Genomic DNA, 26,263 nt, shown 5'->3' on the forward strand with positions numbered 1-26,263 from the left:
CATCCACGCGGGGAGGCTTGGATGGGCAGGAGCCGCAGAACAATTCCGGAGGAGCTTCTGCTGCTGGCTTTGGACCCGACCACGGGCACCACAGCACAGCCGCAGTCGCTCGACCTCGGCCTGGCCGGGGCCCAGCTCGTCGAGCTGGCTCTGGCAGGACGGATAGCCCCAGACGGGGATCGTATCGCCGTGGTCATGGCACGGCCGACAGGAGATCCGACTCTGGACTCAGCGCTCGAACTGCTGCGCCGTCGCGGCAGTCCGGTGCGCGCGGTCCACTGGATCGGCGGGCCCCGACTGGGGCTGCGCCAGACGTACCTCACCCATCTCGAACGGTGCGGCATGGTGCATGCCGTGGCGGGCCAGATGTGCGGGGTGCTGCCGACGACGCGCTACCAAGCGACGGAGACGGCCATCAGCCGGGAGATCAGGACCCGGCTCGACAACGCGATCCGCACCGGAGTCCCACCGGACCCGCGGACCGCGGCGCTCGCCGCACTGGCCCACGCGGTCGGCCTCGGCAAGCACCTCTACCCGGGGAACGAGGGGCGCTCATCGCGCTCCCGCCTGCGGGACCTGATCCGGCACGACCCCATGGGCGGGCTGGTCGCACACGCCGTCATGGACGTCCAGAACGGCGTCGCGGCACAGCCGCGACGCAATGCCGGACCGGGCGGCGGCTCGGGGACACGGACGGCGGCGGCCCACCCGACGGCCGACGCCACCGGCGTGCCCGGCCAGTCACGACGGCACGGGCACGGCAGCATGGCCCGGGTCGGCGCCCGCTGAGACCACCGGCACCACCGAAGAGCGCCGGCCCGCGATGCCCGGGCCCGGCGCGCACCACCGGGTGCCGCCGCGCACCGACCGCACCACCAGGGCAGCCCCCGCGCCGCGGAGGCACCCACCAGCGCCACCGCACCGCCCCTTCCCGGACCGTTCGGGAGCCGCAGTGAGAAGCGCGGGGTGGCGGACCGAGCCGTTCGGACGACGGCCCCGGTCCGCCACCCCGCGCACATGTGCGCTCGCCTACTGTGTTCATTTGACTGCGCGGCGTCCACATGAAGTGGCAGTCTGCTCAACAAGAAATGACAGCAGTACGGAGCCGGAGGTGCACGTACCGTGGCGTCCAACGTCAACCCCACCGTCAGGCGACGCCGATTGGGCCAGGAGCTTCGCCGGCTCCGGGAGGACAAGGGCCTGACGGCGGAGCAGGTGGCCGAGCGGCTGCTGGTCTCCCAGTCGAAGATCAGCCGACTGGAGAACGGCCGCCGCAGCATCAGCCAGCGCGACGTCCGCGACCTGTGCGGGGTCTACGAGGTGGACGACCGCCGGATAGTGGATTCGCTGATGCAGATGGCCAAGGATTCGCGGCAGCAAGGCTGGTGGCACGCCTTCGGCGACATTCCGTACAGCGTCTACATCGGGCTGGAGACCGAGGCGGCGTCCCTGCGGACCTACGAGTCCCTGCTGGTGCCCGGGCTGCTGCAGACACCCGGCTACGCCGAGGCGGTCATTCCCGGCGCGGTTCCGGAGCTGGCGCCGGAAGACCTGGAGAAGCGGATCCAGGTGCGGATGCGACGCCAGGACCGGGTCCGCGACCAGGAGCGCCCGCTGCGGCTGTGGATCGTCCTCGACGAGAGCGCGCTGCGCCGGGTGGTCGGCAGCCACCTGGTCATGCGCGAGCAGTTGGAGCACCTCGTCGAGGTGAGCACGCTCCCGCACGTGACGGTGCAGGTGCTGCCCTACGACACCGGTGCGCACGCCGGGATGTCGGGGACGTTCTCGATCCTGGAGTTCGACGACGCCGCGGATTCCAGCGTGGTCTACATCGAGGGCGTCACCAGCGACCTCTACCTGGAGAAGACCAACGACGTGCACAAATACACCATCATGTACGAGCACCTGCGGGCGCAGGCGTTGAGCGCGGACGCCAGTCGCGAGTTCATCGCCGAGGCCGCCAAGCGCCATGCGGACGCGCTGAGTTGAGGGCGCCGGGGCGGGTTCGCCGGTGCGGATCGCGCGGAATGTTGAATTCCGATGAACGCGGCCGCACCGTACACCTGAGCCTCGACGCCTGAAAAGAGATCGCGGAATATGCCATTCGGACGGGTGAACGGCCCTCTGCGGCCGGTGATGTTGGCGCGTAGCGTCGTCCTCACCGAATCCGCGGTAACTCAGAGTAAGGTGGAGTGACAATGGCCGTTCAGCCCAATTCCGCGTTCTCCTGGACCAAGTCCTCGTACTCCGGCGGGAATGGCGCCTGCGTGGAGATCGCCGCACCGGCCGTCACGGCCATCGCGGTGCGCGACTCCAAGGTCCCCGACGGTGAGCGTCTGACCTTCGGCAACTCCTCCTGGAGCAGCTTCGTGGCGGACGTCGCCGCGGGCACCTTCGACCTCTCCTGAAACGAGTCGTCACCGCCCCGCAGTCCTTGTGACGCCAGCGCGGATACGAGCCCTCTCGACTGGATCGCCGTCCCGGCCGAGGGGGCTCGGCCATGTCCGGGCACGGACGGTCTCCGGGGACCGCCACGCACGGTCATCGGTGCCGCCGCTCAACGGAGTTCGGACACGTAGCGGTCGGTGCCCGGGACGGTGGGCACGAAGGGTGCCACCAGCTCGACGCGGCCCAGGCCGGAGGCGGCGACCTCGGCATCCAGGCCGGTGAAGTGCCCCGCCCAGGCGCGGCGCGGGTCCTCCTCCAGGAACCACAGCAGGGTGAGCCGGGTGTCGACCCCCTCGACCTGCTTGACGTAGGACATCCGGTCGCCGGGCAGCGGCGTCGGCCGGAAGACCGTGACCAGCGCCGACGGCGAGTCGGCCAGGCGCCGTGGCAGGTGGTCGGAGCGCAGCCAGTCCAGCAGGGCGGCGCGCGATTCCGGGCCGTCGGCGTCGATGACCTCCAGGACCAGTCCGGCGTAGGGGTGGTCGAGGGCGTGGAAGTCGCGGGGGCCGCAGGGGCCGTCGCGGTAGACGGTCGCCGCGTGGTCCTGGAAGGCGGTGAAGACGTGCGTGCGGTCGTGGTGGACCCGGCCGTCGCGGTTGAGGCGCTGGTTGATGGCGACGGTCCACCGCATGTGGGCGTCGTAGCGGCCCTCGGTGAGCCAGTAGGTGGAGAGGTAGCAGCCGGCGGTGACGGGGCGGGCGACCGCGGAGTGCTCGGGGTAGCGCAGGAGTTGCAGGTCGCGGGTGGCGACCCAGCGGCGGCCGGCGAACATCCAGGGCATGGCCATCGCGCCGGCGATGTAGTGGTCGTCCTCGTACCAGCGGTTGTAGGCGCGTTCGTGGCCGGGGTGGGGCTCGACCATGGTGATCAGGGCGTGGCCGGGGCGGACGCCGTAGGGGCCGGTGGCGGGCAGGGCGGCGTAGGCGGCGAGTTCGTCGGGGGCGTGGTCGGCGGCTTCCCGGTGGGTGCGGTGGTCGTCGGTCGTCATGGCCGTCAGGTGTAGCTGACGTCGCGTCAGAAGGGGAGGGGCGCGGACGGGGAATCGCGGCGGTGGTTCACGATGCGGGCACTTGTGTCCGGTCGGGGGGAACGCGTCTAAGCTGCCCGGCAGCTGCCGCTAACGATGGTTAACGCAGCGCACGAGCGAATGGAGCTGCCCATGTCGGACCAGGCCCTGCCCCTTGCCACCGCCCCCGTTCCCGAGCTCGCCGCGCGGGCGGTGCGGACCGGCAGCTCGCCCGTACGCGACATCCTGGCGCTGACCGCCCGGCCGGAGGTGATCTCGTTCGCCGGCGGGCTGCCCGCGCCCGAACTCTTCGACGTCGAGGGGATATCCGCGGCGTTCCGGGAGGTGCTGGCGCGGGCGCCCCGGCAGGCCCTGCAGTACTCGACCAGTGAGGGCGATCCGGCGCTGCGGGCGGCCGTGGCGGCGCGCGCCACGGCGCGCGGGCTGCCCACCGACGCCGACGACCTGCTGGTCACCACCGGCTCCCAGCAGGGGCTCACGCTGCTGGCCGCCGCGCTGCTGGAGCCGGGTGACGTGGTCCTGGTCGAGGACCCCTGCTACCTGGCGGCGTTGCAGATCTTCTCGCTCGCGGGCGCCCGGGTGGTGGCGGTGCCGACGGACGACGAGGGCCTGGACCCGGTGGCGCTGGACGAGTTGGCCGCCCGCGAGCGCCCCAAGCTGCTCTACGTCATCCCGACGTTCCAGAACCCCACCGGGCGGACGTTGGGTGCCGAGCGGCGGGCCGCGGTCGCCGAGGTGGCCGCCCGGCGCGGACTGTGGATCGCCGAGGACGACCCGTACGGGGAGCTGCGCTTCGAGGGGGAGCCGCAGCCCTGGGTGGCGTCCTTCCCGGGGGCGGAGGACCGCACGGTGCTGCTCGGCTCGTTCTCCAAGGTGATGGCGCCCGGGCTGCGACTGGGCACGCTGCGGGCCCCGGCGGCGCTACGCCGGGCCTGCGTCGTCGGCAAGCAGGCCGCCGACCTGCACAGCTCCACCATCGACCAGGCCGCCGCGGCGCGGTACTTGGCGGCCTCGGACCTGGACGCACACCTGGCCCGGGTCCGGGACGCCTACCGGGAGCGGCGGGACGCCCTGGTGGACGGGTTGGCCGGGGCGCTCCCCGAGGGCTCGCGGTGGAACCGCCCGGCGGGCGGGATGTTCGTGTGGGCGACGCTGCCCGCGGGGTGGGACGCGGCCGCGCTGCTGCCGGAGGTGGTGCGGCACGACGTGGCGTACGTCCCGGGCGCGCCGTTCTTCGCCGGGCGGCCGGACCCGGCGGCGATCCGGCTGTCGTTCGTGACCCACCCGCCGGAGGAGATCGCGACGGGGCTGCGGCGACTGGGGACGGCGCTGACGGCGGCGCGGCGGGCCGCCTGACGATGTCGGCCTGGGACTGACCGGCGGGCCCGATCGGGCCCGGTGGACGGCGGCCTTCCCTTCGCGGTGCGGCGCGCCTACCCTGGCCATCCGCCCATTAACTGACGCTCCGTCAGGTCAGGTTCGGCCAGGACCTGGCGCGGGCCGGCCGGCAGGAGGGTGCCGCATGCTGCTGCGCGACAAGACCGTCATCGTCTCCGGGGTCGGCGCCGGGCTCGGCCACCGGGTCGCGGCGGCGTGCGTGCGGGACGGCGCCCGGGTCGTGCTCGGTGCGCGCACCGAGCAGAACCTCGCGGCGGCCGCGGCCCAGATCGACGCCTCGGGGGAACGGACCGCCTGGCGGGCGACCGACATCGCCGACGAGGAGCAGTGCACGGCGCTGGCCGGGCTGGCCGTGGAGCGGTTCGGCGGGATCGACGCGGTGATCCACGTCGCGGCGCTGGACGGGCACCTCGGGGGCCTGCGGGACGCCGACTTCGACGCCTGGCGGCAGGTGGTGGACGTCAACCTCTTCGGCACGCTGCGGATGACCCGCGCCTGCCTGCCGGCGATGACGGCGGGCGGCGGCGGGTCGGTGGTGATGATCGGCACCCAGTCGTCGGTGGCCGCGCCCTCGCAGGTGCAGCAGGCGGCGTACGCGGCGTCCAAGGGCGGACTGGTGTCGGCGATGTACTCGCTGGCGCGGGAGCTGGGGCCAGACCGCATCCGGGTCAACACCGTGCAGCCGGGCTGGATGTGGGGTCCGCCGGTCGAGGGGTACGTGCGGTACGCGGCGCAGACCGAGGGGGTGCCGGAGTCGGAGGTGCTGGACCGGCTCGCGGGGCGGATGGCGCTGCCCGACCTGGCCACGGACGGGGACGTGGCGGAGGCGGCGGTCTTCCTCGCCTCGGACCGGGCGCGGGCCATCACGGGCCAGTCGCTGCTGGTGAACGCCGGAGAGTTGATGCGGTAGCGGCTGGCGGGGGGCGGGGGCGGCGCCGGGGGTGCGCCCTTCAGGGCCGTACGGGACGGGCGTCTCGTACGGCCCTTTCGCGCGCCCGCCGGCGGGCCGTTCCGCGCGGCGTGCGGGCGCGGGGGCACGCGGCGTGCGGGCGCGGGGCACGCGGCGCACCTCGTTCGCCTCGATGACCTGTGTTCATATCCATGACCGTCGAGACCCTTGACCGGCGGCCGCGTCGAACGGTTCAATCCCCAAAGTTCCCGCTGTCGGGCGGGGAGTTGGCGCCGCAGGACCGCATCACGACGACGTGCTTCCACATCTGGAACGTTCACAAGGCGGACCCCTGGAGGGGGCATGAACAGTCTCGACTGGGCCGTGCTCATCGGCTACTTCGGCGTGATGGTCGCGATCGGGGCGTGGTCGCACCGGAGGGTCGCGGACGTCGGCGACTTCTTCACCGCCGGCGGCCGGATGCCGTGGTGGCTGTCGGGCATCTCGCACCACATGTCCGGCTACAGCGCGGTGATGTTCACCGGGTACGCGGGCATCGCCTACCAGTACGGCATCACCTCCTACGTCACCTGGTCCTTCCCGATCGCCGTCGGGATCGCCATCGGGGCCCGGCTGTTCGCCGGCCGGCTGAACCGGCTGCGGTCCCGCCTGGGGGTCGCCTCGCCGCTGGAGTACCTCAAGGACCGCTACAACCTGTCCACGCAGCAGGCGCTCGCCTGGTCCGGGGTGCTGCTGAAGATCGTGGACGTGGGCGCCAAGTGGGCGGCGATTGCGACCCTGTTGACGGTCTTCACCGGCATCTCCCTCAACCAGGGCATCCTCCTCACCGGGGTGATCACCGGGATCTACTGCACGGTCGGCGGGCTGTGGGCGGACGCGCTGACCGAGCTGGGCCAGTTCGTCATCCAGTTGCTGGCCGGGGTGGCGATGGTGGTGACGGTGCTGGGGGAGCTGGGCGGCGTCAGCGGGCTGTGGACGCTGTGGGACCGGCTGCCGGCCGGCCACGCCCAGCCGACCGCCGGCCCGTACACCGTGACCTTCCTGCTGGCCTACCTCTTCATCAAGACCTTCGAGTACAGCGGCGGGATGTGGAACCAGGCCCAGCGCTACATGGCCACCCGCACCGCCCGGGAGGCGCGGCGGTCGGCGCTGCTGTCGGCGGCGCTGTGGTTCGTGTGGCCGGTCGTGCTGTTCTTCCCGATGTGGGCGGCGCCGCTGTTGGTGACGAGCGGCAAGCCGGACGCCTCGGACGCCTACGCGCTGCTGTCCGAACGGCTGTTGCCGCACGGCCTGTTGGGGCTCGTCGTGGTCGGCTTCTTCTCGCACACGATGGCCATGTGCTCCTCGGACGCCAACGCGATCGCCGCGGTCTTCACCCGGGACATCGCGCCGGCGGTGTCGGCGCGGGCCCGGGCCTGGTCGCACCGGGCCGGGCTGGTGGCGGCGCGGCTGTCGACGGTGTGCTTCCTGGCGCTGTCGATGGCGATCGCGACGCAGGTCGACTCGCCGGCGTTCAAGGACATCATCACCGTGGTCATCAAGTGGGTGGCCGGGCTGGTCGGGCCGGTGTCCATTCCGTTCCTGCTGGGGATGGTGCCGCTCTTCCGCCGGTCCGGGCCGACGGCGGCGCTGGTGTCCTGGGCGGCCGGCCTGGTCGCGTTCTGGCTGACCAACTACGGCCTGGCCGGCGTCCAGTTGCAGGTGCAGATCGTGGCGCCGGTGGCGACGTCGCTGGTGCTGTTCGTGCTGCTCGGGCTGGTGCGGCCGGAGCCGAGCGCGGCGCGCGACGCGCTGTTGGCGCGCATCAACGACGTTGACCACGGGGCCGACGTTGACGACGGAGACGACGGGGCCGACGGGGCCGACGGGGGCGCCGAGGGCGGGTCGGCGCGGCCCGCGGCGCTGCCGGACGGGTCCTGACCTGCGGGGCGGCGGGGGTCAGGCGCGGGGGTAGCGGGCCAGCCAGCCGGCGGCGGAGCCCGCCGGGCCGTGCAGGGCGGGGCCCTGGGTCATCTCCATGGCGAAGTCGTCGGCGAGTTGCAGGATGGTGGCGCGGCCCTCCAGCTCGACGAGCCAGTTGGGGGGCAGTGCGGTCTCGCCGTGCAGGGCGCCGAGGAGGTTGCCGCAGACGGCGCCGGTGGAGTCGCTGTCGCCGCCGTGGTTGACGGCGAGCAGCAGGCCGTGCCGGACGTCCTCGGCGACCAGGGCGCAGTACACCCCGATCGACAGGGCCTCCTCGGCGGTCCAGCCCTCGCCGAGCGACTCGACCCGGGCGGGCGTCGGCATGCCCTGCCGCACGGCGCCCAGGGCCCGCTTGAGCGCGTCGGTGGTCTCCTCGTGGCCGGGGCGGGTGGCGAGGTGGGCCAGGGCCTTTTGGACCGCGCCGTCCAGGTCCTCGCCGCGCGCCAACGAGTGGCTGATCACGGCGAACGCGCCGGCCGCGAGGTAGCCGGTGGGGTGGCCGTGGGTCTGCGCCGCGCATTCGACGGCGAGTTGGAAGACCAGTTGCGGCTCCCATCCGACGAGCAGGCCGAACGGCGCGGAGCGCATCACCGCGCCGCAGCCCTTGGAGTCGGGGTTCTTCGGCTGGTCGAGGGTGCCCATGACCTCGTCGCCGAGGCCGCTCAGGCAGGCCCGGCCGGGGGCCCGGCGGGCGTAGAGCCACTCCTCGCGGGCCAGCCAGCCGTCGTCGTCCTTGCGCTCGTCGGGGCCCCAGTCGCGCTGGGTGGCGGCCCAGCGGAGGTAGGCGCGGTGGACGTCGGTGGGCGGGTGCCAGGCGCCGGTGTCGCGGCGTACCTGGGCGCGGATCAGGCCGTCCATGGTGAAGAGGGTCATCTGGGTGTCGTCGGTGACCGCGCCGCGCCGCCCGAAGGCGGGGACGAGGTCGGTCACGCCGTCCTGGCCGTGCGCCTCGCGGATCGCGTCCAGCGAGTCGAACTCGACGGCGGCGCCGAGCGCGTCACCGATCGCGCCGCCCAGCAGGCAGCCGCGCACCCGGCTGCGGAAGTCCTGCTGCTCGGCGCGGCCCCAGATGGCGCTGCCTCCTGCCGCTGCGCTCATGCCGACACCTCGCTCCGCTCGTCCGCCCGGTCCCGGGGCCGTGCGGAGGCCCCTGGCGAAGCACTGTATCGACCGGGAATGATCGAAACTGGGCCGGGTTTGTATCAGGTTCGTATCGTGATCTGGCGGGTGGGACGGTCCGCCGCCCGTCACCGCCCCGGGAGGCCCCCGCGACTGCGTCCGCCACCGCGCCCGAGCCGGCCACCGGCCGGGGTGGTGGGGCGCGGTCGGCCGGCCGGCTGGCGGGTTCCCTTTCCGACCGCCCGTTCGATGATGGCGCTGCCACCCGCTGGGCATGCTCTTCCCATGTCCGAGTACGAGTGGGATCGCACCACGATGGCCGTCGTCGCCTCGGCCCTGTCCGGCGACAGCGACGGCGCGGTGGAACTCCTCCGTCCGCTCCCCCAGCGCGACGTGTGCCACGTCGCGGTACGGCTGGCCGCCATGGCCGCCGACGCCCTGATCGTCGCCGCCCAGGACGCCGGCGGCGACCGCGAGGAGGCGCTGTCGCAGTGGCAGCAGTGCATCCTCCAGCACGAGGCGGAGCACAGCGGGGAGTGACGGGTGTTGGCCCGGCCGGGCGGGACGCTCCCCCGCCCGGCCGGGCCGGCACCCCGTGCGGGCGGCTACTCCACCACCGGCAGCAGCTCCGGCAGGTGGCCGTCGGACGCCAGCGCGGTGGCCTGGCGCTCGGCGGGGACGTTGCCGTAGGTGGTGGTGCGGGGGCGGGCCGGGCGGCCGGCGAGCTCGGCGATGCCGACCAGGTCCTTCAGGGAGCGGTAGGAGCCGTAACTCGACCCGGCCATCCGGGAGATGGTCTCCTCCATCAGCGTGCCGCCGAGGTCGTTGGCGCCGGAGCGGAGCATCTCCGCGGCGCCCTCGGTGCCCAGTTTCACCCAGCTCGTCTGGATGTTGGGAATGTGCGGGTGGAGCAGGATCCGGGCCATCGCCGTCACCGCGCGGTTGTCACGGGTGGTGGGGCCGGGGCGGGCGATGCCGGCGAGGTAGACGGGCGCGTTGGTGTGGATGAACGGCAGCGTGACGAACTCGGTGAAGCCCTCGACGCCCTTGGCCACCGCGGACCGCTGGATCTCGGCGAGCAGCCGGAGGTGGCCGAGCCAGTGCCGGGGCTGGTCCACGTGGCCGTACATCATCGTCGAGGAGGTGCGGATGCCCAGCTCGTGGGCGGTCTTGATGACCTCGACCCAGGTGGCGGTGGGGAGTTTGCCCTTGGTGAGGATCCAGCGGACCTCGTCGTCGAGGATCTCCGCGGCGGTGCCGGGGAGGGTGTCCAGGCCGGCGGCCTTGGCCTCGGTCAGCCACTCCCGGATGGACAGGCCGGTGCGGGTCGCCCCGTTGACCACCTCCATCGGGGAGAAGGCGTGCACGTGCATGCCGGGGACCCGCTCCTTGACCGCGCGGGCGATGTCGAAGTAGGCGGTGCCGGGCAGGTCGGGGTGGATACCGCCCTGCATGCAGACCTCCACCGCGCCCACGTCCCACGCCTGTTGGGCGCGGTCGGCGACCTGGGAGAGGGAGAGGGTGTAGGCGTCGGCGTCCGTGCGGCGCTGGGCGAAGGCGCAGAACCGGCAGCCGGTGTAGCAGACGTTGGTGAAGTTGATGTTCCGGGTGACGATGTAGGTGACGGCGTCGCCCACCGTGGCGCGGCGCAGGTCGTCGGCGATCCGGCAGAGCGCGTCCAGCGCCGGACCGTCGGCGTGCAGCAGCGCGAGCGCCTCGTCGTCGGTGAGCCTGGTGGGGTCGTCGGCGGCCTGGGAGAGGGCCTGGCGGACGTCGGCGTCCAGACGGGAGGGCACCATGCCGGGCGCCGCGGCCGCGCGCAGCTCCGCCCAGTCGCCGTACACCTCGTCGAAGTCGTCCCGGCGGTCCGCCGTGCGGCCCTCGGTGTCGATGGTGCGGTGCAGGTCCGTGCGGCCGGTGGCGACGAACCCCTCGTCGGGCTCCTGCCAGGGGCGGCCGGTCACCACGGCGTCCTCGCGGGCCAGGCCGGTGGCCGGGTCGGCGAGGGCGGTGACGTGCGGCAGCAGCCGCGGGTCCAGCCAGGGCTCGCCGCGCAGGACGAACTCCGGGTAGACCGCGAGGCGTTCGTGCAACTGGAAGCCCTCGGCCGCGGAGTGCTCGGCGAGGGTGTCGATCTGGGGCCAGGGCCGCTCGGGGTTGACGTGGTCCGGGGTGAGCGGGGAGACGCCGCCCCAGTCGTCGATGCCGGCCCGGATCAGCCGGCCGTACTCCTCGTCGACGAGGTTGGGCGGCGCCTGGAGGCAGGCGGACGGGCCCAGGAGGTGCCGGGCGACGGCGACCGTGGCGACGAGTTCGTCGAGTTCGGCGTCGGGCATGCCGCGCATCGCGGTGTCCGGCTTGGCGCGGAAGTTCTGCAGGATCAGCTCCTGCACGCCGTGGTAGGCGCGGGAGACGCGGCGCAGCGCGAACAGCGAGTCGGCGCGCTCCTCGTAGCTCTCCCCGATGCCGATCAGCAGGCCGCTGGTGAACGGGACGGAGCTGCGCCCGGCGTCCTCCAGGACGCGCAGCCGCACCGCGGGCTCCTTGTCCGGCGAACCGTAGTGCGGGCCGCCGGGCTCGCTCCACAGGCGCTCGGCGGTCGTCTCCAGCATCATGCCCATCGACGGGGCGACGGGCTTGAGGCGCTGGAAGTCCGTCCACGACAGCACGCCGGGGTTGAGGTGGGGCAGCAGCCCGGTCTCCTCCAGGATGCGGATGGCGATGGCCCGGACGTAGGCGAGGGTGTCGTCGTACCCCTCGGCCTCCAGCCACTCGCGCGCCTCGGGCCAGCGCTCCTCCGGCTTGTCCCCGAGGGTGATCAGGGCCTCCTTGCAGCCGAGTTCGGCGCCGCGGCGGGCGATCTCCAGCACCTCGTCCGGGGACATGAACATCCCGTGGCCGGCGCGGCGGAGCTTGCCGGGGACGGTGACGAAGGTGCAGTAGTGGCACTTGTCGCGGCACAGGCGCGTCAAGGGGATGAAGACGCTCTTGGAGTACGTGATGACGCCGGGGCGGCCGGCGGCCTCCAGCCCGGCGTCGCGGACCCGCGCCGCGGAGGCGCAGAGGTCCTCCAGGTCCTCGCCGCGCGCCTGGAGGAGCACGGCGGCCTCGGTGACGTCCAAAGCCACCCCGTCCCGGGCCCGCTTGAGCGCTCGGCGCATCGCGTTGGCCGTCGGCCGCGGGGGCGCGGCGCCGCGGCCGGCCTCGTCCGACACCTGGTCAGATCCCTGATGAGAGCCCTGGTCAGATCCCTGCGCGCTGGAAGTCATGCCCCCGAGCATACGAGCGAGGGCCGACATCGCCGCCGCCGGAAGCGGAGCGATCCGTGTGCTGCTGATCACGTCAAACGGAGGGCATCTCCGGTCGGGTGGGGCGGCGCCGCCACGACGCCCGCGGCACGCCGACGGCTGGTCCGGCCGGACCGGACCAGCGGCGGGCACCACCACGCTCAGAGCGAGTTCAGCAGTTCCTCGGAGTAGGTCCGGGTCAGGAACTCCATGGCATGGCCGTCGGGGTCGTCGACGTACACGCCCCGACCGCCGTCGTGGTGGTTGATCTGCTGCGGCCTGGAGTGCCTCGGGTCCGCCCAATACGGCAGGTCACGCTTCTGTATGCGGGCCAGGATCCCGTCGAACTCCTCCTCCGTCACCAAGAACGCGTAGTGCGTGGCGACGAATTCCCGGCCGCCGGCGACGTGCTCGGCGTAGTCGAGGGTCACCCCGTTGTCCATCCTCAACGCGGCGAACGGACCGAACGCCTTGGGTTCGGGGGCGTCCAACAGGTCGGCGAGGAAACGGGCCGAGGCGAAGCGGTCCTTGCTGTGCACGATCGTGTGGTCGAGGCTGGGCATGGCGTCTCCTTGATCTCCGAGAGTTCGGCAGAACTCCTTCGGGGAGGTGGTCCCTGGTGCCTTCCCTTCCGACGTTACGCCCGGCGCCAACGGGGCGGATCGGTCTGAGGTACCGCTCCACCGGCACGACGCCGTACGCCGCTGGGCCTAGGGCTGTGCCCGATGGGTCAGCGCCAGGGCGCGCGGGCCCCGCCAGGTCACAGGTACTGCGCGAAGTCGTCCAGGGTCCGCAGCACCTCCGCCTCGCCCGCCGCCGGCAGTTGGAGCACCACCTCCGGCACGCCCAGCTCCCGGAAGTGCGCCAACTTCCCCGGGGTGGGCCGGACCGCGTACGGCACCACCGCCGGCTCGCCCACCCGGCCGGCGTCCGCCCAGGCGCGCCGCAGCGCCGGGAGACTCTCCGACAGCCCGCCGCCACCGATCGGCAGCCAGCCGTCCGCGGTGGCCGCGATCTCCGCCAGCAGCTTGGGCCCGGCCGCGCCGCCCAACAGGACGCGCGGCGCGCCACGGACCGGCTTGGGGTGGGCGAACGAGGCCCGGACCGAGCCGAAGGGGCCCTCGTAGGCGGTCGGTTCCTCGGCCCACAGGGCGCGCATCAACGCCAGCCGGTCGCGCACCAGGGCCCGCCGGGTCGACCACTCCACCCCGTGGTCGGCCGCTTCCTCCACGTTCCAGCCGTAGCCGACGCCGAGGGTGAAACGACCGCCGGAGAGGTGGTCCAGCGTCGCGACCTGCTTGGCCAGGTCGACCGGGTCGTGCTGGGCGACGAGCGTGATGCCGGTGCCCAGGCGCAGCCGCTCGGTGACCGCGGCGGCCTGACCGAGGGCGATGAACGGGTCGAGGGTGCGGCCGTACTCCCGGGGCAGCGGCTCGCCCATCGGGGCCGGGGTGTCCCGGGACGCCGGGATGTGGGTGTGTTCGGGCAGGTACAGCCCGTCGAAGCCGCGCTGCTCCAACTCCTGGGCCAGCCGGGTCGGCCGGATCGTCTCGTCGGTCAGGAACAGCGTGGTCGCGATCCGCATGCTGGGTGCCTCCGCGTCGGGTGGTCGGGCGTGGTGAGCGGTCGGGAGTGGGTCGTGGTCGGAGTGGGTCGTGGTCGGGAAGGGGTCGTGGTCGGGAAGGGGTCGTGTGGTCGGACGTGCCGGAACGAACGGGTGGGGCGGCCGGACGGGCCGTCGCGGACACCGGCCGGGTGGGTGGGGTGACCGCATGTTGCCGCACCGCCCGCGAGTTATCCACAGGGCTTTCCCCGCGTGTCACACACGCGTAGAACAGTTTTCACAGCGCGCAACGACGCGGAGACGACACGGCACCGACACCGGCACCGACACCGGCACCGACCGGTCTGCCACCGCCGACCGGCCCGAGCGCGCCGCACGACCCGCGGCGACCGCCCGCGGCGCACCGCACACCGACGACGCACGACGGATCCGATGACGCAAGGGGGCGGAGATGGAGCGACGCGACGTACTGAGGCTCTCGGCGGCCGCCGGCGCGGCCGGCACGCTGCCGCTCGGCCGGCTGAGCTTCGCCGAGGCGGCACCGACCACCGGACCGCACCCGGACGGGCCGGCCGAGCAGCGGCGCACGGTCACCGGCCGGCTCCCCGTCGGCGCACCCGACTACGTCTACCTCCCCGTCGACGTCCCGCACGGCGTCCGGGAGATCGCCGTCGCGTACCGCTACGACAAACCACCGGTCCCCGACGGCACCGCGGGCAACGCCTGCGACATCGGCATCTTCGACGAGCGCGGCACGGCAGCGGGCGGCGCCGGCTTCCGCGGCTGGTCGGGCGGGGCCCGCTCGGAGTTCTTCCTGCGCGCCGACGACGCCACCCCCGGCTACCTCCCGGGCCCCGTCAACGCCGGCACCTGGCACATCGCCCTCGGCCCGTACACCGTCGCCCCCCAGGGCCTGGCCTACGAGGTCACCGTCACCCTGCGGCACGGCCCACCGGGGACGACCCCGCCGCCCGTCCACCCGCCGGAGCGGGCCCGGGGCCGCGGCCGCGCCTGGTACCGCGGCGACAGCCACCTGCACTCCGTGCACTCCGACGGCAAGCGCACCCCGGCCCGCATCGCGGCACTCGCCCGGGCCGCCGGGCTCGACTTCATCACCACCACCGAGCACAACACCACCTCCAGTCACCGCGCCTGGGAGGGGCTGTGGGGTGACGACCTGCTGATCCTCACCGGCGAGGAGGTCACCACCCGCAACGGCCACGTGGTGGCGATGGGCACCGACCCCGGCGTCTTCATCGACTGGCGCTACCGGGCCCGGGACGGCGTCTTCGGCCGCTACGCCCGGGCCATCCACCGCGCCGGCGGCCTGGTCATCCCGGCCCATCCGCACGCCCCCTGCGTCGGCTGCGGCTGGAAGTTCGGGCTCGACGACGCCGATGCGGTCGAGGTGTGGAACGGCCCGTACGGCCCCGACGACGAGATCACCCTCGCCGCGTGGGACAACGCCCTGGTCGCGCACGTCCGGGACGGCGCCGCCTGGCTGCCCGCCGTCGGGCACAGCGACGCCCACCGCGACCCTGACGTGGTCGGCCTGCCGCAGACCGTCGTCCTGGCCGACGACCTCTCCCGCCGGGCCCTGCTGGACGGCATCCGGGCGGGCCGGGCGTGGATCGCCGAATCCGCCGGGATCGACCTCGCGTTCACCGCCACCGGCCCGCGCGGCGAGCACGCCGGGATCGGCGAACGCCTGGCACTGCCCGGCCCGGCCGCGGTCACCGCCCGGCTGACCGTCTCCGGGGCGCCCGGCTGCACGGTCTCCTTCGTCACCGACCAGGGCCGCCGGCACACCGCGCCGCTGCCACCGTCCGGCACCGGCACGCTCACCTGGCCGACCACACCGGACAACGCCGCCTACATACGCGTCGAGGTCCGCCACCCGTCAACGGCGGCGGACCTCCCGGGCCCGATGGCAGCGCTCACCAACCCGATCTTCCTGGGGCGGTGGTAGCGCCGGAGTGGCATGGGGTGGGGTGGGGACGGGGGGCGGGGGCGGGGGGGGAAGCCCCCCAGGCCGCTACCCCCCTACTCCTCCACCACCAGCGCCGGCGTGGCGCGGGTGAGGATCTCGCCGCGGAAGAAGGCCGGGCTGCGGCGCTGCATGACGAGCATGAGTACGACGCCGAGGAGCAGCAGGCCGACGCCGATGATGAACACCGAGCCGATGCCGAAGACCGAACTGCCCGATCCGTAGGCGGGGTTCCACATGTCGATCAGCGTCTTGGTGAAGACCGCGGCCAGCAGCAGCCCGCCGAGCAGCGGGAAGACGCCCTTGAGGAAGAGGTCGCGGACGGAGTTGCGCAGGTCGCGGCGGAAGTACCAGGCGCAGGCGAAGGCCGTGATCGAGTAGTAGAAGCAGATCATGAGGCCCAGCGCGTAGATGGTGTCGATCAGCACGTTCTCGCTGATGAAGCTCATCACGGCGTAGAAGACGCCGGTGGCGACGCCGGCGGCGATGGTGGCCTTGCCCGGGGAGCGGAAGCGCGGGTGGATCTTGGCGAAGGAGGCCGGCAGCGCTTCGTAGGTGCTCATCGCCAGGACGGTCCGGGCCACCGGGATGAAGGTGGTCTGGAGGCTGGCGGCGGCCGAGGCGAGGACCGCGACGAAGAGCAGTACGCCGAGTGCGGTGCCCATGACGGGGTTGGCGAGGGTGGCGAAGACGTTGTCGGCGGTGTGCGGGTTGCCGAGTCCCAGGCCCTTGCCGCCGACGCCGGCGAACATCTGGGAGCCCACGGCGGTGAGCAGGTAGGAGCCGATCAGCACGAGCATCGCGAGCAGGGCGGCGCGGCCGGGCGTCTTCTCGCTGCCGGCGGTCTCCTCGTTCACGGTCAGGCAGGTGTCCCAGCCCCAGAACATGAAGATGGAGAGGGAGAGTCCGGCGGTGAAGGAGGAGAAGGACTTGACCGCGAAGGGGTCGAGCCAGGTCCAGGAGAAGTGCAGGGAGCCGGCGAAGTCACCGGAGCGGGCCTTGACGACGGCCATCGCCACGAAGACGGCGAGGACGGCGAGTTGGAGGCCGACGAGGGTGTACTGGACGCCCTTGGTCGCGGTCATTCCGCGGTAGCTGATGGCGGTGGCGACGGCGATGAAGGCCAGGCACGTCAGGACGTGGGCGATCCGGTTGTGGTCCAGGGCGGCGATGGTGGGTGAGCCGGTGAGTTCGCCGAGCAGCAGGTAGAAGAACGAGGTGGCGACGCCGGCGAGGTTGGAGAGCACGATGATCGTCGCGATCACCAGGCCCCAACCGCACATCCAGCCGACCCGCGGTCCGAATGCCTTGACGGTCCAGGTGAAGGAGGTTCCGCAGTCGGGGACGGCCTTGTTCAACTCGCGGTAGGCGAAGGCGACCAGCAGCATCGGCAGGAAGCCGGCCAGGAAGACGGCGGGCATCTGCACGCCGACCTCGCCGACCGTGGGGCCGAGCGTGGAGGTGAGGCAGTAGACGGGCGCGACGGTGGAGATGCCGATCACTGCGCTGCCGAGCAGGCCGACGGAGTTGCCGCTGAGGCCCTTGCTCCGGGTGTCACTGGAGCCGCCCTGGCTGTTACTGCTGGTAGCCGTGACGCTCGTTACCGTGTCTCCGGTCTGGGGCCGGGGGTCAACCTGAACCATGAACAGGACGTTAAGCGCTGCTGTTTTCGTATCCGGAAGATCATCCTCCGGGGCGCCGCTCTTCACTCCGCAGGAAAATTTGATGCACGGGACACCCATTCACAAGAAAAAATTGAGTTGAACCTTGGACTTCACGGGCACGACTGAAGTCTTCCGCATTGCGAGAACCGCAGCGCTGTCCGCTTTGCCCCGGTTCTAAATTTTCCCGTCCGAATTTCGAACATCACATTCCCGCCATGCGAACACCTCGCGCGTCCGCACCGTCGGCACCCCTTCTCCCGTCCGCACTCTCCCGTCCGCACTCTCCCGTCCGCACCGTCGGCACCCCTATCTCCCCGCCTCCCCCCACCTCACCCCGGCCAGACGATCGCCTGGAGCTCGCTGTAGGCGTGCAGGGCGTACGAACCCACGTCGCGCCCCACCCCGCTGCGCTTGAAGCCGCCGAACGGCGCCTCCATGTTCCGGCCGACCGTGTTGATGCCGACCCCGCCGGCCCGCAGCCGCCCCGCCACCCGGAAGGCCCGGGCCACGTCGCCGGACCACACGTAGTCCAGCAGCCCGTAGTCGCTGTCGTTGGCCAGCGCGACGCCCTCCTCCTCGTCGTCGAAGGGCACCACCGTCACCACCGGCCCGAAGATCTCCTCGCGGACCGCCCGCATCGCGGGGGTGCAGTCGGCGAAGAGCGTCGGCGCCACGTAGAAGCCGCGCGCCGGCGCCGGCCGCTCGCCCCCGGTCACCAGACGGGCCCCCTCCTTCACCGCCAGTGCGGTGTACGCCTCGATGCGGTCTCGGTGGGCGGCGGAGATCACCGGACCGACCACCGTGCCCGGCTCCCGCGGATCGCCGACGCTCAGGTGCTCCGCGTACCGCGCCAGGCCGGCCACCAGCCGCTCGTAGATCCCGCGCTGGGCCAGCACCCGGGTCGGCGCGGTGCAGATCTGACCGCTGTAGAAGGAGAAGGTGGTGCCGATCCCGGACACCGCGGAGGCCAGGTCGGCGTCGTCGAAGACCAGCGCCGCGCCCTTGCCGCCCAGTTCCATCAGCTGCCGCTTCATCCCGCGGCCGCACTCCTCGGCGATCCGCTGGCCGACCGCGGTGGAGCCGGTGAAGCTGACCATGTCCACGCCCGCGGCCGCCACCGCCGCCTCGCCGACCTCCGGCCGCGCCCCGCTGACGACGTTGACCACCCCCGGCGGGGCCCCGGCCTCCGCCAGCGCCTCGGCCATCCGGTACACCGACAGCGGGTCCTGCGGGGCCGGCTTGACCACCACCGTGTTGCCCATCGCCAGCGCCGGCGCGACCTTCCCCGCCGGATTGGCCCACGGGTTGTTGTACGAGGTGATGCAGGTGACGACGCCCACCGGGCGACGCACCGCGACCGCCCCGAAGACGCCCCCGCCGCCCATCGGCCCGGCCGCGTTGATCTGCGGCGGCACCGCGGTCTCCACCGGTTCCAGGGCGCCGCGGGCGTAGCGCTCGAAGCGGGCCGCGGACACCCCGACCTGGAGGGCCCGGGCCGTCCCGGTCGTCGCGCCGCTCTCCGCCTGCGCGAGTTCCGCGTAGCCGGCGGCCTCCCGGCGGATCACCCGCGCGGCGCGGTCCAGGACGGCCGCGCGTTCCTCGGGCGCGGTCCGCGACCAGCCGTCGAAGGCGTCCCGGGCCGCGTCGACCGCGGCAGCCACCTGTGCCCGGCTCGCCTCCGGGGCCGCCCCGACGACCTCCTCGGTCGCCGGGTTGATCACGTCGTAGTGGCCGCCGTCGGGCGCCACCCACTCCCCGCCGATGTAGAGCCGCTGTGCGGTCGGGTTCCGGTCCGTGCTCACCTGGTGCTCACCGTCCTCGTGTCCCGCCCGGAGCGCAGTACGGTTCCGGGCACCGCGCCGGTCACCACGTCGTCCCTGATCGTCTCCACCCCGTTGACGCGCACGCTGACCACGCCGATCGCGCGGGAGTCCAGTCGCGGGCTGTCCCCCGGCAGGTCGTGCACCAGCGTGGCGGGCCCGGCGTCGATCCGTTCGGGGTCGAAGAGGACCAGGTCGGCGTGGTGGCCCTCGGCGATCCGGCCCCGGTCGCGCAGTCCGAACAGTTGTGCCGGGTCGTCGGTCAGCATCCGCACCGCCGCTTCCAGCCCGACGAGTTTGCGTCCGCGCAGGCAGTCGCCGAGGAAGCGGGTGGTGTACGGGGCGCCGCACATCCGGTCCAGGTGGGCGCCGGCGTCGGAGCCGCCCAGCATGACGTCCGCGTGCTGCCAGGTCTGCTGCCGCAGTGCCCAGCTGTCCGGGTCGTTGTCGGTCGGCATCGGCCAGAGGACGGTGCGCAGGGCGTCGTTGGCGCAGATCTCGACGAGGCAGTGGAAGGGCTCCTGGCCGCGTTCGGCGGCGATGTCGCGCACCACCCGCCCGGACAGTCCTTCGTTGGCCGCCGAGTAGGTGTCCCCGATGACGTACCGCGCGAAGTCGGTCAGCCGGCGGAAGACGCCGGCCTCCTTGCTGTGGGCGCGGCGCAGCATCTCGGTCCGGACGTCGGCGTCGCGGAGCCGGGCGATCCGCTCGGGGACAGGGAGGCCGAGGACGTCTCCCCAGCCCGGGATGAGGTTGAGGGCGCAGAAGGTGCCCAGCGACATGTTCATCGGGGTGAGGATCGGCATGGTCAGGGCCACGATGCGGCCGCCGGCCCTGCGGGCCCGTTCGCTGGCGAGGAGTTGGCGGGGCACGCGTTCGGGGACCGCGGCGTCGATGGTGAGCACGTTCCAGTTGAGTGGGCGGCCGGCCGCCGCCGACATCTCCACCAGCAGGTCGATCTCGTCGTCGGCGAACTGGTCCAGGCAGCCCGCGACGATGGCCTCCAGCTGGGTGCCTTCGTGGGCGGCGACGGCGCGGGAGAGCGCGAGCAGTTCGCCGGGGCGGGCGTGCCGGGAGGCGACGGGTGCGCCGTCGCCGTCGGAGTGGCTGGAGGACTGGGTGGTGGACAGGCCCCAGGCGCCGGCGGTCATCGCGTCGTGGAAGAGCGTGAGCATGGCGTCGAGTTGGGCTTCGGTGGGTTGGCCGCCGACGGCGTCCGGGCCCATCACGTGGCGGCGCAGTGCGCAGTGCCCGACCATGAAGCCGGCGTTGACCGCGATCCGGCCCTCCAGTGCGTCGAGGTACTCGCCGAACGTGTGCCAGTTCCAGGGCGCGCCCTGTTCCAGTGCGATCAGCGCCATGCCTTCGACCTTGCTCATCATCCGCCGGGTGTAGTCGGCGTCCTCGGGCCGGTCGGGGTGGAGCGGGGCGAGGGTGAAGCCGCAGTTGCCGCCGGCGACGGTGGTCACGCCGTGGTTGAGGGACGGGGTGGCGTACGGGTCCCAGAAGAGCTGGGCGTCGTAGTGGGTGTGCGGGTCGATGAAGCCGGGGGCGAGGACGAGTCCCGCCGCGTCCTCGGTGGTCCGGGCGTCCTCGGTGACGGTGCCGGGCCGGGCGATCACCGCGATCCGCCCGTCCCGGATGCCGACGTCGGCCGCGAAGGCCGGCGCGCCCGTGCCGTCCACGACGGTCGCGGACTGGATGAGGTGGTCGAGCATGGCGTGCGTCCTTCCTGGGGTGCGGGCGCGTGCGGGACGGGCGGGTGCGGGGTCGGGCGGGCTCAGCCCGTCGTCCCGGCCGCCTGCCGGAAGCGGGTGGTCCGGTGCACCGGATCGGTGTCGATCTTCGGGATGACGTGCTCGCCGATCAGCTTGATGCTGTTCAGGGTGTCTTCGCGGGAGACGCCGATCGGCAGTCCGAAGGAGAGCTGGTCGGCGCCGGCCTGTTCCCAGCGCTTGCACTGGCGCAGCACCTCGTCGGGGTCGCCGCAGATCATCAGTTCCTCGGCGATGAGCAGTTCGATGATCTCCTCGGTGTAGTCCGGGAGCAGTTCGGGCCACTCGGGGATGCCGTCCGGGCGCGGGAAGGTGTCGTGGTAGCGGAAGAGCAGCGACTGGAGGTAGTTGAGGCCGCCGCCGAGGGCGATCTCGACGGCTTTTTGGTGGGTCTCGGCGCAGATGGCGGTCGACGTCACCATCACGTTGTCGTTGACGAAGTCGCCGACGGGTTCGGCGTCCTTGACCGCGTTCTTGTACGACTCGACGACCCATTCCATGTCGGCGACCTTCTGCACGCTGAAGCCGAGGACGCCGAGTCCCTTCTTGCCGGCCATCGCGTACGAGGCCGGCGATCCGGCGGCGTACCACATGGCCGGGTGGGAGCCGCGGTACGGCTTGGGCAGGACCTTGCGCGGCGGCAGCTGCCAGTGCTTGCCCTGGAATCCCTGGTACTCGTCCTGGAGCCACATCTTGGGGAATTCCGCGATGGTCTCTTCCCAGATCTCCTTGGTGTGGTTCATGTCGGTGATGCCCGGCAGGAACCCCAGGATCTCGTGGCTGCCGGCGCCGCGGCCGGAGCCGAACTCGAAGCGGCCGGCGGAGAGGTGGTCGAGCATGGCGACCTTCTCGGCGACCTTCACCGGGTGGTTGACCGGGGCGAGCGGGTTGAAGATGCCGGAGCCGAGGTGGATCCGCTCGGTCGCGTGCGCGAGGTAGCCGAGGTAGACGTCGTTGGCGGAGAGGTGGGAGTACTCCTCCAGGAAGTGGTGCTCGGAGGCCCAGGCGTACTTGAAGCCGGACTTGTCCGCCTGGATGACGTACTCGGTCTCCTCCATCAGTGCGTGGTGCTCGGCCTCCGGGTCGGCCTGCGCTCGTGCGGCGGGCACGTAGCCCTGCACAAAGAGCCCGAATTCCAAGGGGGTTCACCGTCCCTTATCCGCTGCTGCGGCTATTTCTGACGTACCGTCAGATTGGCTTTCCCCGACTGTTCCAGCGGCGTCGGGACCCGTCAATACCCGCAACCCGCAAACCTGACGACTCATCAGCTACGGGCGCCGGCGCCTGCCCGCACCTCGCCCGGCCCCCCACCACGCTCGCCCGCGGAACGGTCCCGGACGCCCCTCAGAGCGGACTCACCCCCGCCAGCCACCCCCCGTCGATCACGAACGGCTGCCCCGTGATGTACGACGAGTCCTCCGCCGTCAGGAACAGCGCCAGCCGCGCCACCTCCTCCGGCCGCCCGATCCGCCCCAGCGGCACCAGCTTCCGGTACAGCTCGGCCACGGCCCGCGCGCTCTGCGCCGGGTCCGCCGACGGGTCCAGCGCCGCCGGGTTCGTCATCGGCGTGTCCACCGCCCCCGGACAGACCGCGTTCACCCGGATCCCCTGCGCCGCCAGCTCCAGCGCGGCGACCCGGGTCAGCCCGACCACCGCGTGCTTGGTGGCGGCGTACGCCCCGACGAACGCCATCCCGGTCACCCCCGCGTACGAGGCGGTGTTGACGATCGTCCCGCCGCCGGCCGCCGCGATCCGCGGCGCCACCGCCCGCATCCCCAGGAAGCAGCCCGTCTGGTTGACCGACACCACCTGCTGGAACTCCTCCAACGGGGTGTCCACCAGCGCGTTGAACCGCAGGATGCCGGCGTTGTTCACCAGCCCGTCGATCTTCCCGAACGCCTCCTCGGCGACATCGACCAACGCCGACCAGTCCTCCTCCGCCGCCACGTCCAGATGCACGAACCGCGCCCGCTCCGGCCCCAACTCCGCGGCGAGCGCGTCCCCCCGTTCGTCCAGCACGTCACCGAGCACCACCCTCGCCCCCTCCGCCACGAAGAGCCGCGCCTCGTGCTCCCCCTGCCCACGCGCCGCCCCGGTGATGACGACGACCCTGCCGTCGAGCTTGCCCATGCCCACGCTCCTGTGGTGTGCGTACGGATGACGGTCCCGGTGTGCGTGCGCTCAGCCGTTCAGCAGCGGCCCGACCTCGGCCCCGAAGGCCGCGACCTGCTCGACGAGTTCCGCCCGTTCCCGGCTGCGGAACCGCACCTGGAGCTGCTGCACCCCCATCGCCGCGTACTCCCGCAGCGAGGCGGCGATCCGCTCCGGCGCCCCGACCAGCGTCCGCCGCCCGACGTCCCACCCGGGCTCCCCCACGTACACCGGCTCCACGATCGCCCCGATCTCGATCGGCTCGTCGACGCCCGCCGCCTCCCGCAGCCGCCGCACCTTCGCGATCTGCCCCGGAAGCTGCTCCCGCCGGTCCCCCTGCGGCAGCCACCCGTCACCCCGCACCGCGGCCCGCCGCACCGCCGCCGGGGACGAGCCCCCCACCCACACCGGCGGCCGCGGCAGCTGCACCGGCCGCGGCGCCTGCCCCAACCCCCCGAACGCGAACCGCTCCCCCTTGAACTCGGGGAACTCCTCCTCCCCCAACGCCGCCTTCAACGCGTCGATCGCCTCGTCCAGCACCGCCCCGCGCCGCGCGAAGTCCACCCCGAGCGCCTCGAACTCCTCCCGCACATGCCCGGCGCCGACCCCGAGGACCAGCCGCCCGCCCGACAGCCGGTCCAACGTCGCGTACTGCTTGGCGCTGAGCAGGGGGTGCCGCAGCCCGACCACCGCCACATGACTCAACAGCCGCACCCGTTCCGTGACCGCCGCCAGGTAGGAGAGCGTGGCCACCGGGTCGTACCAGACCGTCCCCATCGCCCCGGCCAGCCGCCGCGGTATCGCCACGTGCTCACAGCACGCCACGTAGGCGAACCCGGCCCGGTCCGCCGCCTGTGCCACCGCCACCAGATCCTCCGGCCCGGCGCCCGCCTCCCACTCCTCCGCGAAGAGCGTGCTCTGCGCCTGCACCGGCAACTGCATCCCGTACACCAGCCGCCCCTGCGGCAGCACTTGCACCATGACTGCACCCCTTGTCCGTCCCTGCGCCACGCCGCCGCGTGCCGCGCGAAGTGCGGACATGGTGATACCTGACGGTCCATCAGACAAGGGTGCGGACACCACGACGGCCCCGCCCACCCCGACACCCGGGGCGGGCGGGGCCCACCTCCCTCACCGCACCGCACCCGGCGCGGCACCCTTCAGGGGAACGCCCGGGACGCCCCCCGCAGGACGGACCGGGGCCGACGAGCCACACCCGCCGGCCCCGATCGGGGGAGCTCCTAGCCGGGCACACCACCCGACGCACCCAGCCGGGCACCGCGGCTCACCGCCACCCGACGGACGTCGCGTAACGCGCGCGTCAGATTCCCCGCCAGAAAACGAAGTTCCCGCTCCGACAACCTCGATTCGCCGAGCATCCCGTCCGCATGGGTGGCCAGCTTGTCCGCCATATCGAGCTGAACGGCCTCCACCCGGTCCGCCATCCGGGACACGAACCCCTCCCCGTCCCCCAGGACGAAGCAGGTCTTCCCCTCCGGCGACACCCACGGCAGCAGCCGCGGCGCACGCACCTCGCTCACCGCCCCGCCACCTCCACCCGGCGCCGTCCTGAGGCGGGCAGTAACAACCGCAACAGCGGCTCGAAGATACGGGCGATACAGTGCGGCATGTCGACGCTCCTCTGAGGCGTTGGCCATGCCCCCGGGCCGTTGCTGCGGCCGCGGGGGTCTTCGTCGGTCAGGTACTGGACGACCGTACGGCGCCTGAGAAGGTCGAGAGGGCACAGTTTGTGCCCCCTCGTTCACGCCGCCAACATGCCGATCTTCACGGCCAGTTCACTGGCGCGACGGCGCTGGGACTGGTTTCCGGACTCGGACTCCTCCAGGACGATGCGGCGGGCGTAGCCGTTGTAGCGGATGGTCTCCGGGGCGGCCTCGTACGCCTTGCCCAGAGTGCCCAGCGCCGCTTCCGGCTGGCCGTCGAGCTGGTAGCCGCGGGCCTCCTCGATGCGGTGCCGGGCCCGGCGCGGGCGGGACGGCAGGGCGGCAGTGACGTCTGCGGCTGTTGCCTGCCGGACGCTCTCCGGGCCCGAGTGCAGCTCGACCGCGATGGTTACGGCGTGTGCGCCCATCACCGCGCGGGAGAAGGACGTCACGGGGTGGTAGTAGTCGCCGGACAACCGTTCGGCCACGGCGCGAGCAGTGTCCCAGTAACGCCAGGCTGTGCCCGTGTCACCGCGGCGGGCGGCCGTGTACCCGGCCTCGAACCGCAACGCGCCCGTAATGGCGAGCACGTCCGTTCCTGCGTCCGGCAGGAACGGCTCCAGGTAACGCAGCGTCGCCAGGTTCACGGCATCCGCCGCTTCGAAGTGGGCGTGCCCACTGTCGCGGTGTGCCTGGGTCGCCAGCCAGGCGGCGACGCCGATGACATGCGGGTCCTCGGACTCCTGCGCGGCGACCATGCCGCGCTCCACCGCCCGCCACAGCAACGCCGGGTCCGGCTGGTACGCGAGGAAGAACTGGCTCAGGCCGTACACCTCGGCGAGCAGTCCCTGCGCCGTGCGCCGCTCGCGGCCCGAGTCGGCCTGGAGGACCGCGAGCTGCGCGCCCTGGATGAGCTCCGGGAGGAGGCAGCCGATGACATCGCGGTGGTTCGGCGCGGAGTGCCGGGCCTGCCAGGCCCGTACCAGCCGCGCCCGCAGGTGCCTGGTGCTCGGCGCAGGATGCCGTGAGGCCAGGGGGAAGGCGTCGATGGCCGCCCGCACCTGGGGCAGTCGGGGATGGCCGGGGCCGGTGAACATCGCGACGGACATGGACTGATCGCCGGTGAGGTCGGCGAGGTCCCCGACGCGCAGGACCTCGGCGATCCGCAGGATCACCGGGAGCTTGGGCATCTGGAGGCGCCCGCACTCCACCTGCTTGACCCAGCTCGGCGACTTCCCCAACAGTCCGGCAAGCACGGTCCGGCTCATACCGCGTCGCGTCCGCAAGATCTGCATGCGCTGACCGAAGACAACAGGTTCGACCACCGGGTCGGGCGTAGCATCAGATGTCACGGCCTTGCCCCTTTCTGGACGGCTCGTCACCGCCAGCGTAGGGGCCAGGACCGTCCGTATCGCTCCCGCGCGCAGACTGCTCCCGGAGAACGACACCGACGTGGCATCAGTCGGCCCGGGCAGGCCCCTCAAGTG

General features: G+C 72.6%; 21 protein-coding genes. 8 read left to right on the forward strand and 13 right to left on the reverse strand.

The window, feature by feature from the left end:
* Window positions 1-21 precede the first annotated feature (21 nt).
* The 3 genes from ACJ6WD_RS34625 (at window position 22) to ACJ6WD_RS34635 (ending at window position 2,408) form a co-directional block, all read left to right on the forward strand.
* On the forward strand, window positions 22-789 hold the full coding sequence (locus tag ACJ6WD_RS34625; RefSeq protein WP_016571959.1) for a GPP34 family phosphoprotein: 768 nt from the start codon (window positions 22-24) through the stop codon (window positions 787-789).
* A gap of 333 nt (window positions 790-1,122) precedes the next feature.
* A complete protein-coding gene (locus ACJ6WD_RS34630) occupies window positions 1,123-1,989 on the forward strand; it encodes a helix-turn-helix transcriptional regulator (RefSeq protein ID WP_020929840.1) in 867 nt (288 codons plus the stop codon).
* Window positions 1,990-2,198: 209 nt separating this feature from the next.
* Window positions 2,199-2,408 (forward strand): DUF397 domain-containing protein, encoded by a 210-nt coding sequence (locus ACJ6WD_RS34635; RefSeq protein ID WP_016571961.1) that lies wholly within the window; start codon window positions 2,199-2,201, stop codon window positions 2,406-2,408.
* 149 nt (window positions 2,409-2,557) lie between these two features.
* Here ACJ6WD_RS34635 and ACJ6WD_RS34640 read toward each other — a convergent pair whose 3' ends face one another.
* On the reverse strand, window positions 2,558-3,436 hold the full coding sequence (locus tag ACJ6WD_RS34640; protein ID WP_407617216.1) for a hypothetical protein: 879 nt from the start codon (window positions 3,434-3,436) through the stop codon (window positions 2,558-2,560).
* A gap of 171 nt (window positions 3,437-3,607) precedes the next feature.
* Here ACJ6WD_RS34640 and ACJ6WD_RS34645 point away from each other — a divergent pair, with 171 nt between their 5' ends.
* The 3 genes from ACJ6WD_RS34645 to ACJ6WD_RS34655 all read left to right on the forward strand — a co-directional run bounded on the left by ACJ6WD_RS34645 (window position 3,608) and on the right by ACJ6WD_RS34655 (window position 7,703).
* A complete protein-coding gene (locus ACJ6WD_RS34645; protein ID WP_407617217.1) occupies window positions 3,608-4,831 on the forward strand; it encodes a PLP-dependent aminotransferase family protein in 1,224 nt (407 codons plus the stop codon).
* 166 nt (window positions 4,832-4,997) lie between these two features.
* Window positions 4,998-5,783 carry an SDR family oxidoreductase gene (locus tag ACJ6WD_RS34650; protein WP_407617218.1) on the forward strand — a complete coding sequence of 262 codons (786 nt, stop codon included), beginning with the start codon at window positions 4,998-5,000 and terminating at the stop codon, window positions 5,781-5,783.
* A gap of 342 nt (window positions 5,784-6,125) precedes the next feature.
* Window positions 6,126-7,703, forward strand: coding sequence for a sodium:solute symporter family protein (locus ACJ6WD_RS34655; protein ID WP_331249406.1), 1,578 nt, complete (start codon window positions 6,126-6,128; stop codon window positions 7,701-7,703).
* Between the two features lie 18 nt (window positions 7,704-7,721).
* Here the strand turns inward: ACJ6WD_RS34655 and ACJ6WD_RS34660 are convergent, their stop codons facing one another.
* Window positions 7,722-8,843: an ADP-ribosylglycohydrolase family protein gene (locus ACJ6WD_RS34660; RefSeq protein WP_020929842.1), complete on the reverse strand. Its 1,122-nt coding sequence runs from the start codon at window positions 8,841-8,843 to the stop codon at window positions 7,722-7,724.
* A gap of 306 nt (window positions 8,844-9,149) precedes the next feature.
* On the opposite strand from ACJ6WD_RS34660, the gene ACJ6WD_RS34665 reads away from it, so the two are divergent.
* Window positions 9,150-9,404 (forward strand): hypothetical protein, encoded by a 255-nt coding sequence (locus ACJ6WD_RS34665; protein ID WP_018538657.1) that lies wholly within the window; start codon window positions 9,150-9,152, stop codon window positions 9,402-9,404.
* A gap of 65 nt (window positions 9,405-9,469) precedes the next feature.
* On the opposite strand, the gene ACJ6WD_RS34670 is transcribed toward ACJ6WD_RS34665, so the two are convergent.
* The 3 genes from ACJ6WD_RS34670 to ACJ6WD_RS34680 all read right to left on the reverse strand — a co-directional run bounded on the left by ACJ6WD_RS34670 (window position 9,470) and on the right by ACJ6WD_RS34680 (window position 13,736).
* Window positions 9,470-12,133 (reverse strand): bifunctional FO biosynthesis protein CofGH, encoded by a 2,664-nt coding sequence (locus tag ACJ6WD_RS34670; protein WP_267952845.1) that lies wholly within the window; start codon window positions 12,131-12,133, stop codon window positions 9,470-9,472.
* Window positions 12,134-12,312: 179 nt separating this feature from the next.
* Entirely contained in the window at window positions 12,313-12,714 is a 402-nt protein-coding gene (locus tag ACJ6WD_RS34675) for a VOC family protein (RefSeq protein ID WP_016571191.1), read from the reverse strand.
* Window positions 12,715-12,911: 197 nt separating this feature from the next.
* Entirely contained in the window at window positions 12,912-13,736 is an 825-nt protein-coding gene (locus ACJ6WD_RS34680; RefSeq protein ID WP_331249410.1) for a TIGR03619 family F420-dependent LLM class oxidoreductase, read from the reverse strand.
* A 430-nt stretch (window positions 13,737-14,166) separates the two neighbouring features.
* Between ACJ6WD_RS34680 and ACJ6WD_RS34685 the strand changes: the two genes are divergently transcribed.
* Window positions 14,167-15,684, forward strand: coding sequence for a CehA/McbA family metallohydrolase (locus ACJ6WD_RS34685; RefSeq protein WP_407617219.1), 1,518 nt, complete (start codon window positions 14,167-14,169; stop codon window positions 15,682-15,684).
* A gap of 74 nt (window positions 15,685-15,758) precedes the next feature.
* Here ACJ6WD_RS34685 and ACJ6WD_RS34690 read toward each other — a convergent pair whose 3' ends face one another.
* The 8 genes from ACJ6WD_RS34690 to ACJ6WD_RS34725 all read right to left on the reverse strand — a co-directional run bounded on the left by ACJ6WD_RS34690 (window position 15,759) and on the right by ACJ6WD_RS34725 (window position 26,128).
* Window positions 15,759-17,345: an APC family permease gene (locus tag ACJ6WD_RS34690; protein WP_407617220.1), complete on the reverse strand. Its 1,587-nt coding sequence runs from the start codon at window positions 17,343-17,345 to the stop codon at window positions 15,759-15,761.
* Window positions 17,346-17,695: 350 nt separating this feature from the next.
* On the reverse strand, window positions 17,696-19,168 hold the full coding sequence (locus ACJ6WD_RS34695; protein ID WP_331250067.1) for an aldehyde dehydrogenase family protein: 1,473 nt from the start codon (window positions 19,166-19,168) through the stop codon (window positions 17,696-17,698).
* Window positions 19,165-20,904 (reverse strand): amidohydrolase family protein, encoded by a 1,740-nt coding sequence (locus ACJ6WD_RS34700; RefSeq protein WP_233658749.1) that lies wholly within the window; start codon window positions 20,902-20,904, stop codon window positions 19,165-19,167. The genes ACJ6WD_RS34695 and ACJ6WD_RS34700 overlap by 4 nt, the downstream gene beginning before the upstream one ends.
* 62 nt (window positions 20,905-20,966) lie before the next feature.
* Entirely contained in the window at window positions 20,967-22,100 is a 1,134-nt protein-coding gene (locus tag ACJ6WD_RS34705; protein ID WP_037682607.1) for an LLM class flavin-dependent oxidoreductase, read from the reverse strand.
* Window positions 22,101-22,305: 205 nt separating this feature from the next.
* Window positions 22,306-23,091, reverse strand: a complete 786-nt coding sequence (locus ACJ6WD_RS34710) for an SDR family NAD(P)-dependent oxidoreductase (RefSeq protein WP_233658751.1) — start codon at window positions 23,089-23,091, stop codon at window positions 22,306-22,308.
* A 51-nt stretch (window positions 23,092-23,142) separates the two neighbouring features.
* Window positions 23,143-24,093, reverse strand: coding sequence for an LLM class F420-dependent oxidoreductase (locus ACJ6WD_RS34715; protein ID WP_407617221.1), 951 nt, complete (start codon window positions 24,091-24,093; stop codon window positions 23,143-23,145).
* A 260-nt stretch (window positions 24,094-24,353) separates the two neighbouring features.
* Window positions 24,354-24,653 (reverse strand): hypothetical protein, encoded by a 300-nt coding sequence (locus tag ACJ6WD_RS34720; protein ID WP_376557145.1) that lies wholly within the window; start codon window positions 24,651-24,653, stop codon window positions 24,354-24,356.
* A gap of 221 nt (window positions 24,654-24,874) precedes the next feature.
* A complete protein-coding gene (locus tag ACJ6WD_RS34725) occupies window positions 24,875-26,128 on the reverse strand; it encodes a helix-turn-helix domain-containing protein (RefSeq protein WP_407617222.1) in 1,254 nt (417 codons plus the stop codon).
* Window positions 26,129-26,263: the final 135 nt, after the last annotated feature.

Source organism: Streptomyces sp. VTCC 41912 (assembly GCF_045799175.1).
Lineage (GTDB): Bacteria > Actinomycetota > Actinomycetes > Streptomycetales > Streptomycetaceae > Streptomyces > Streptomyces albulus_C.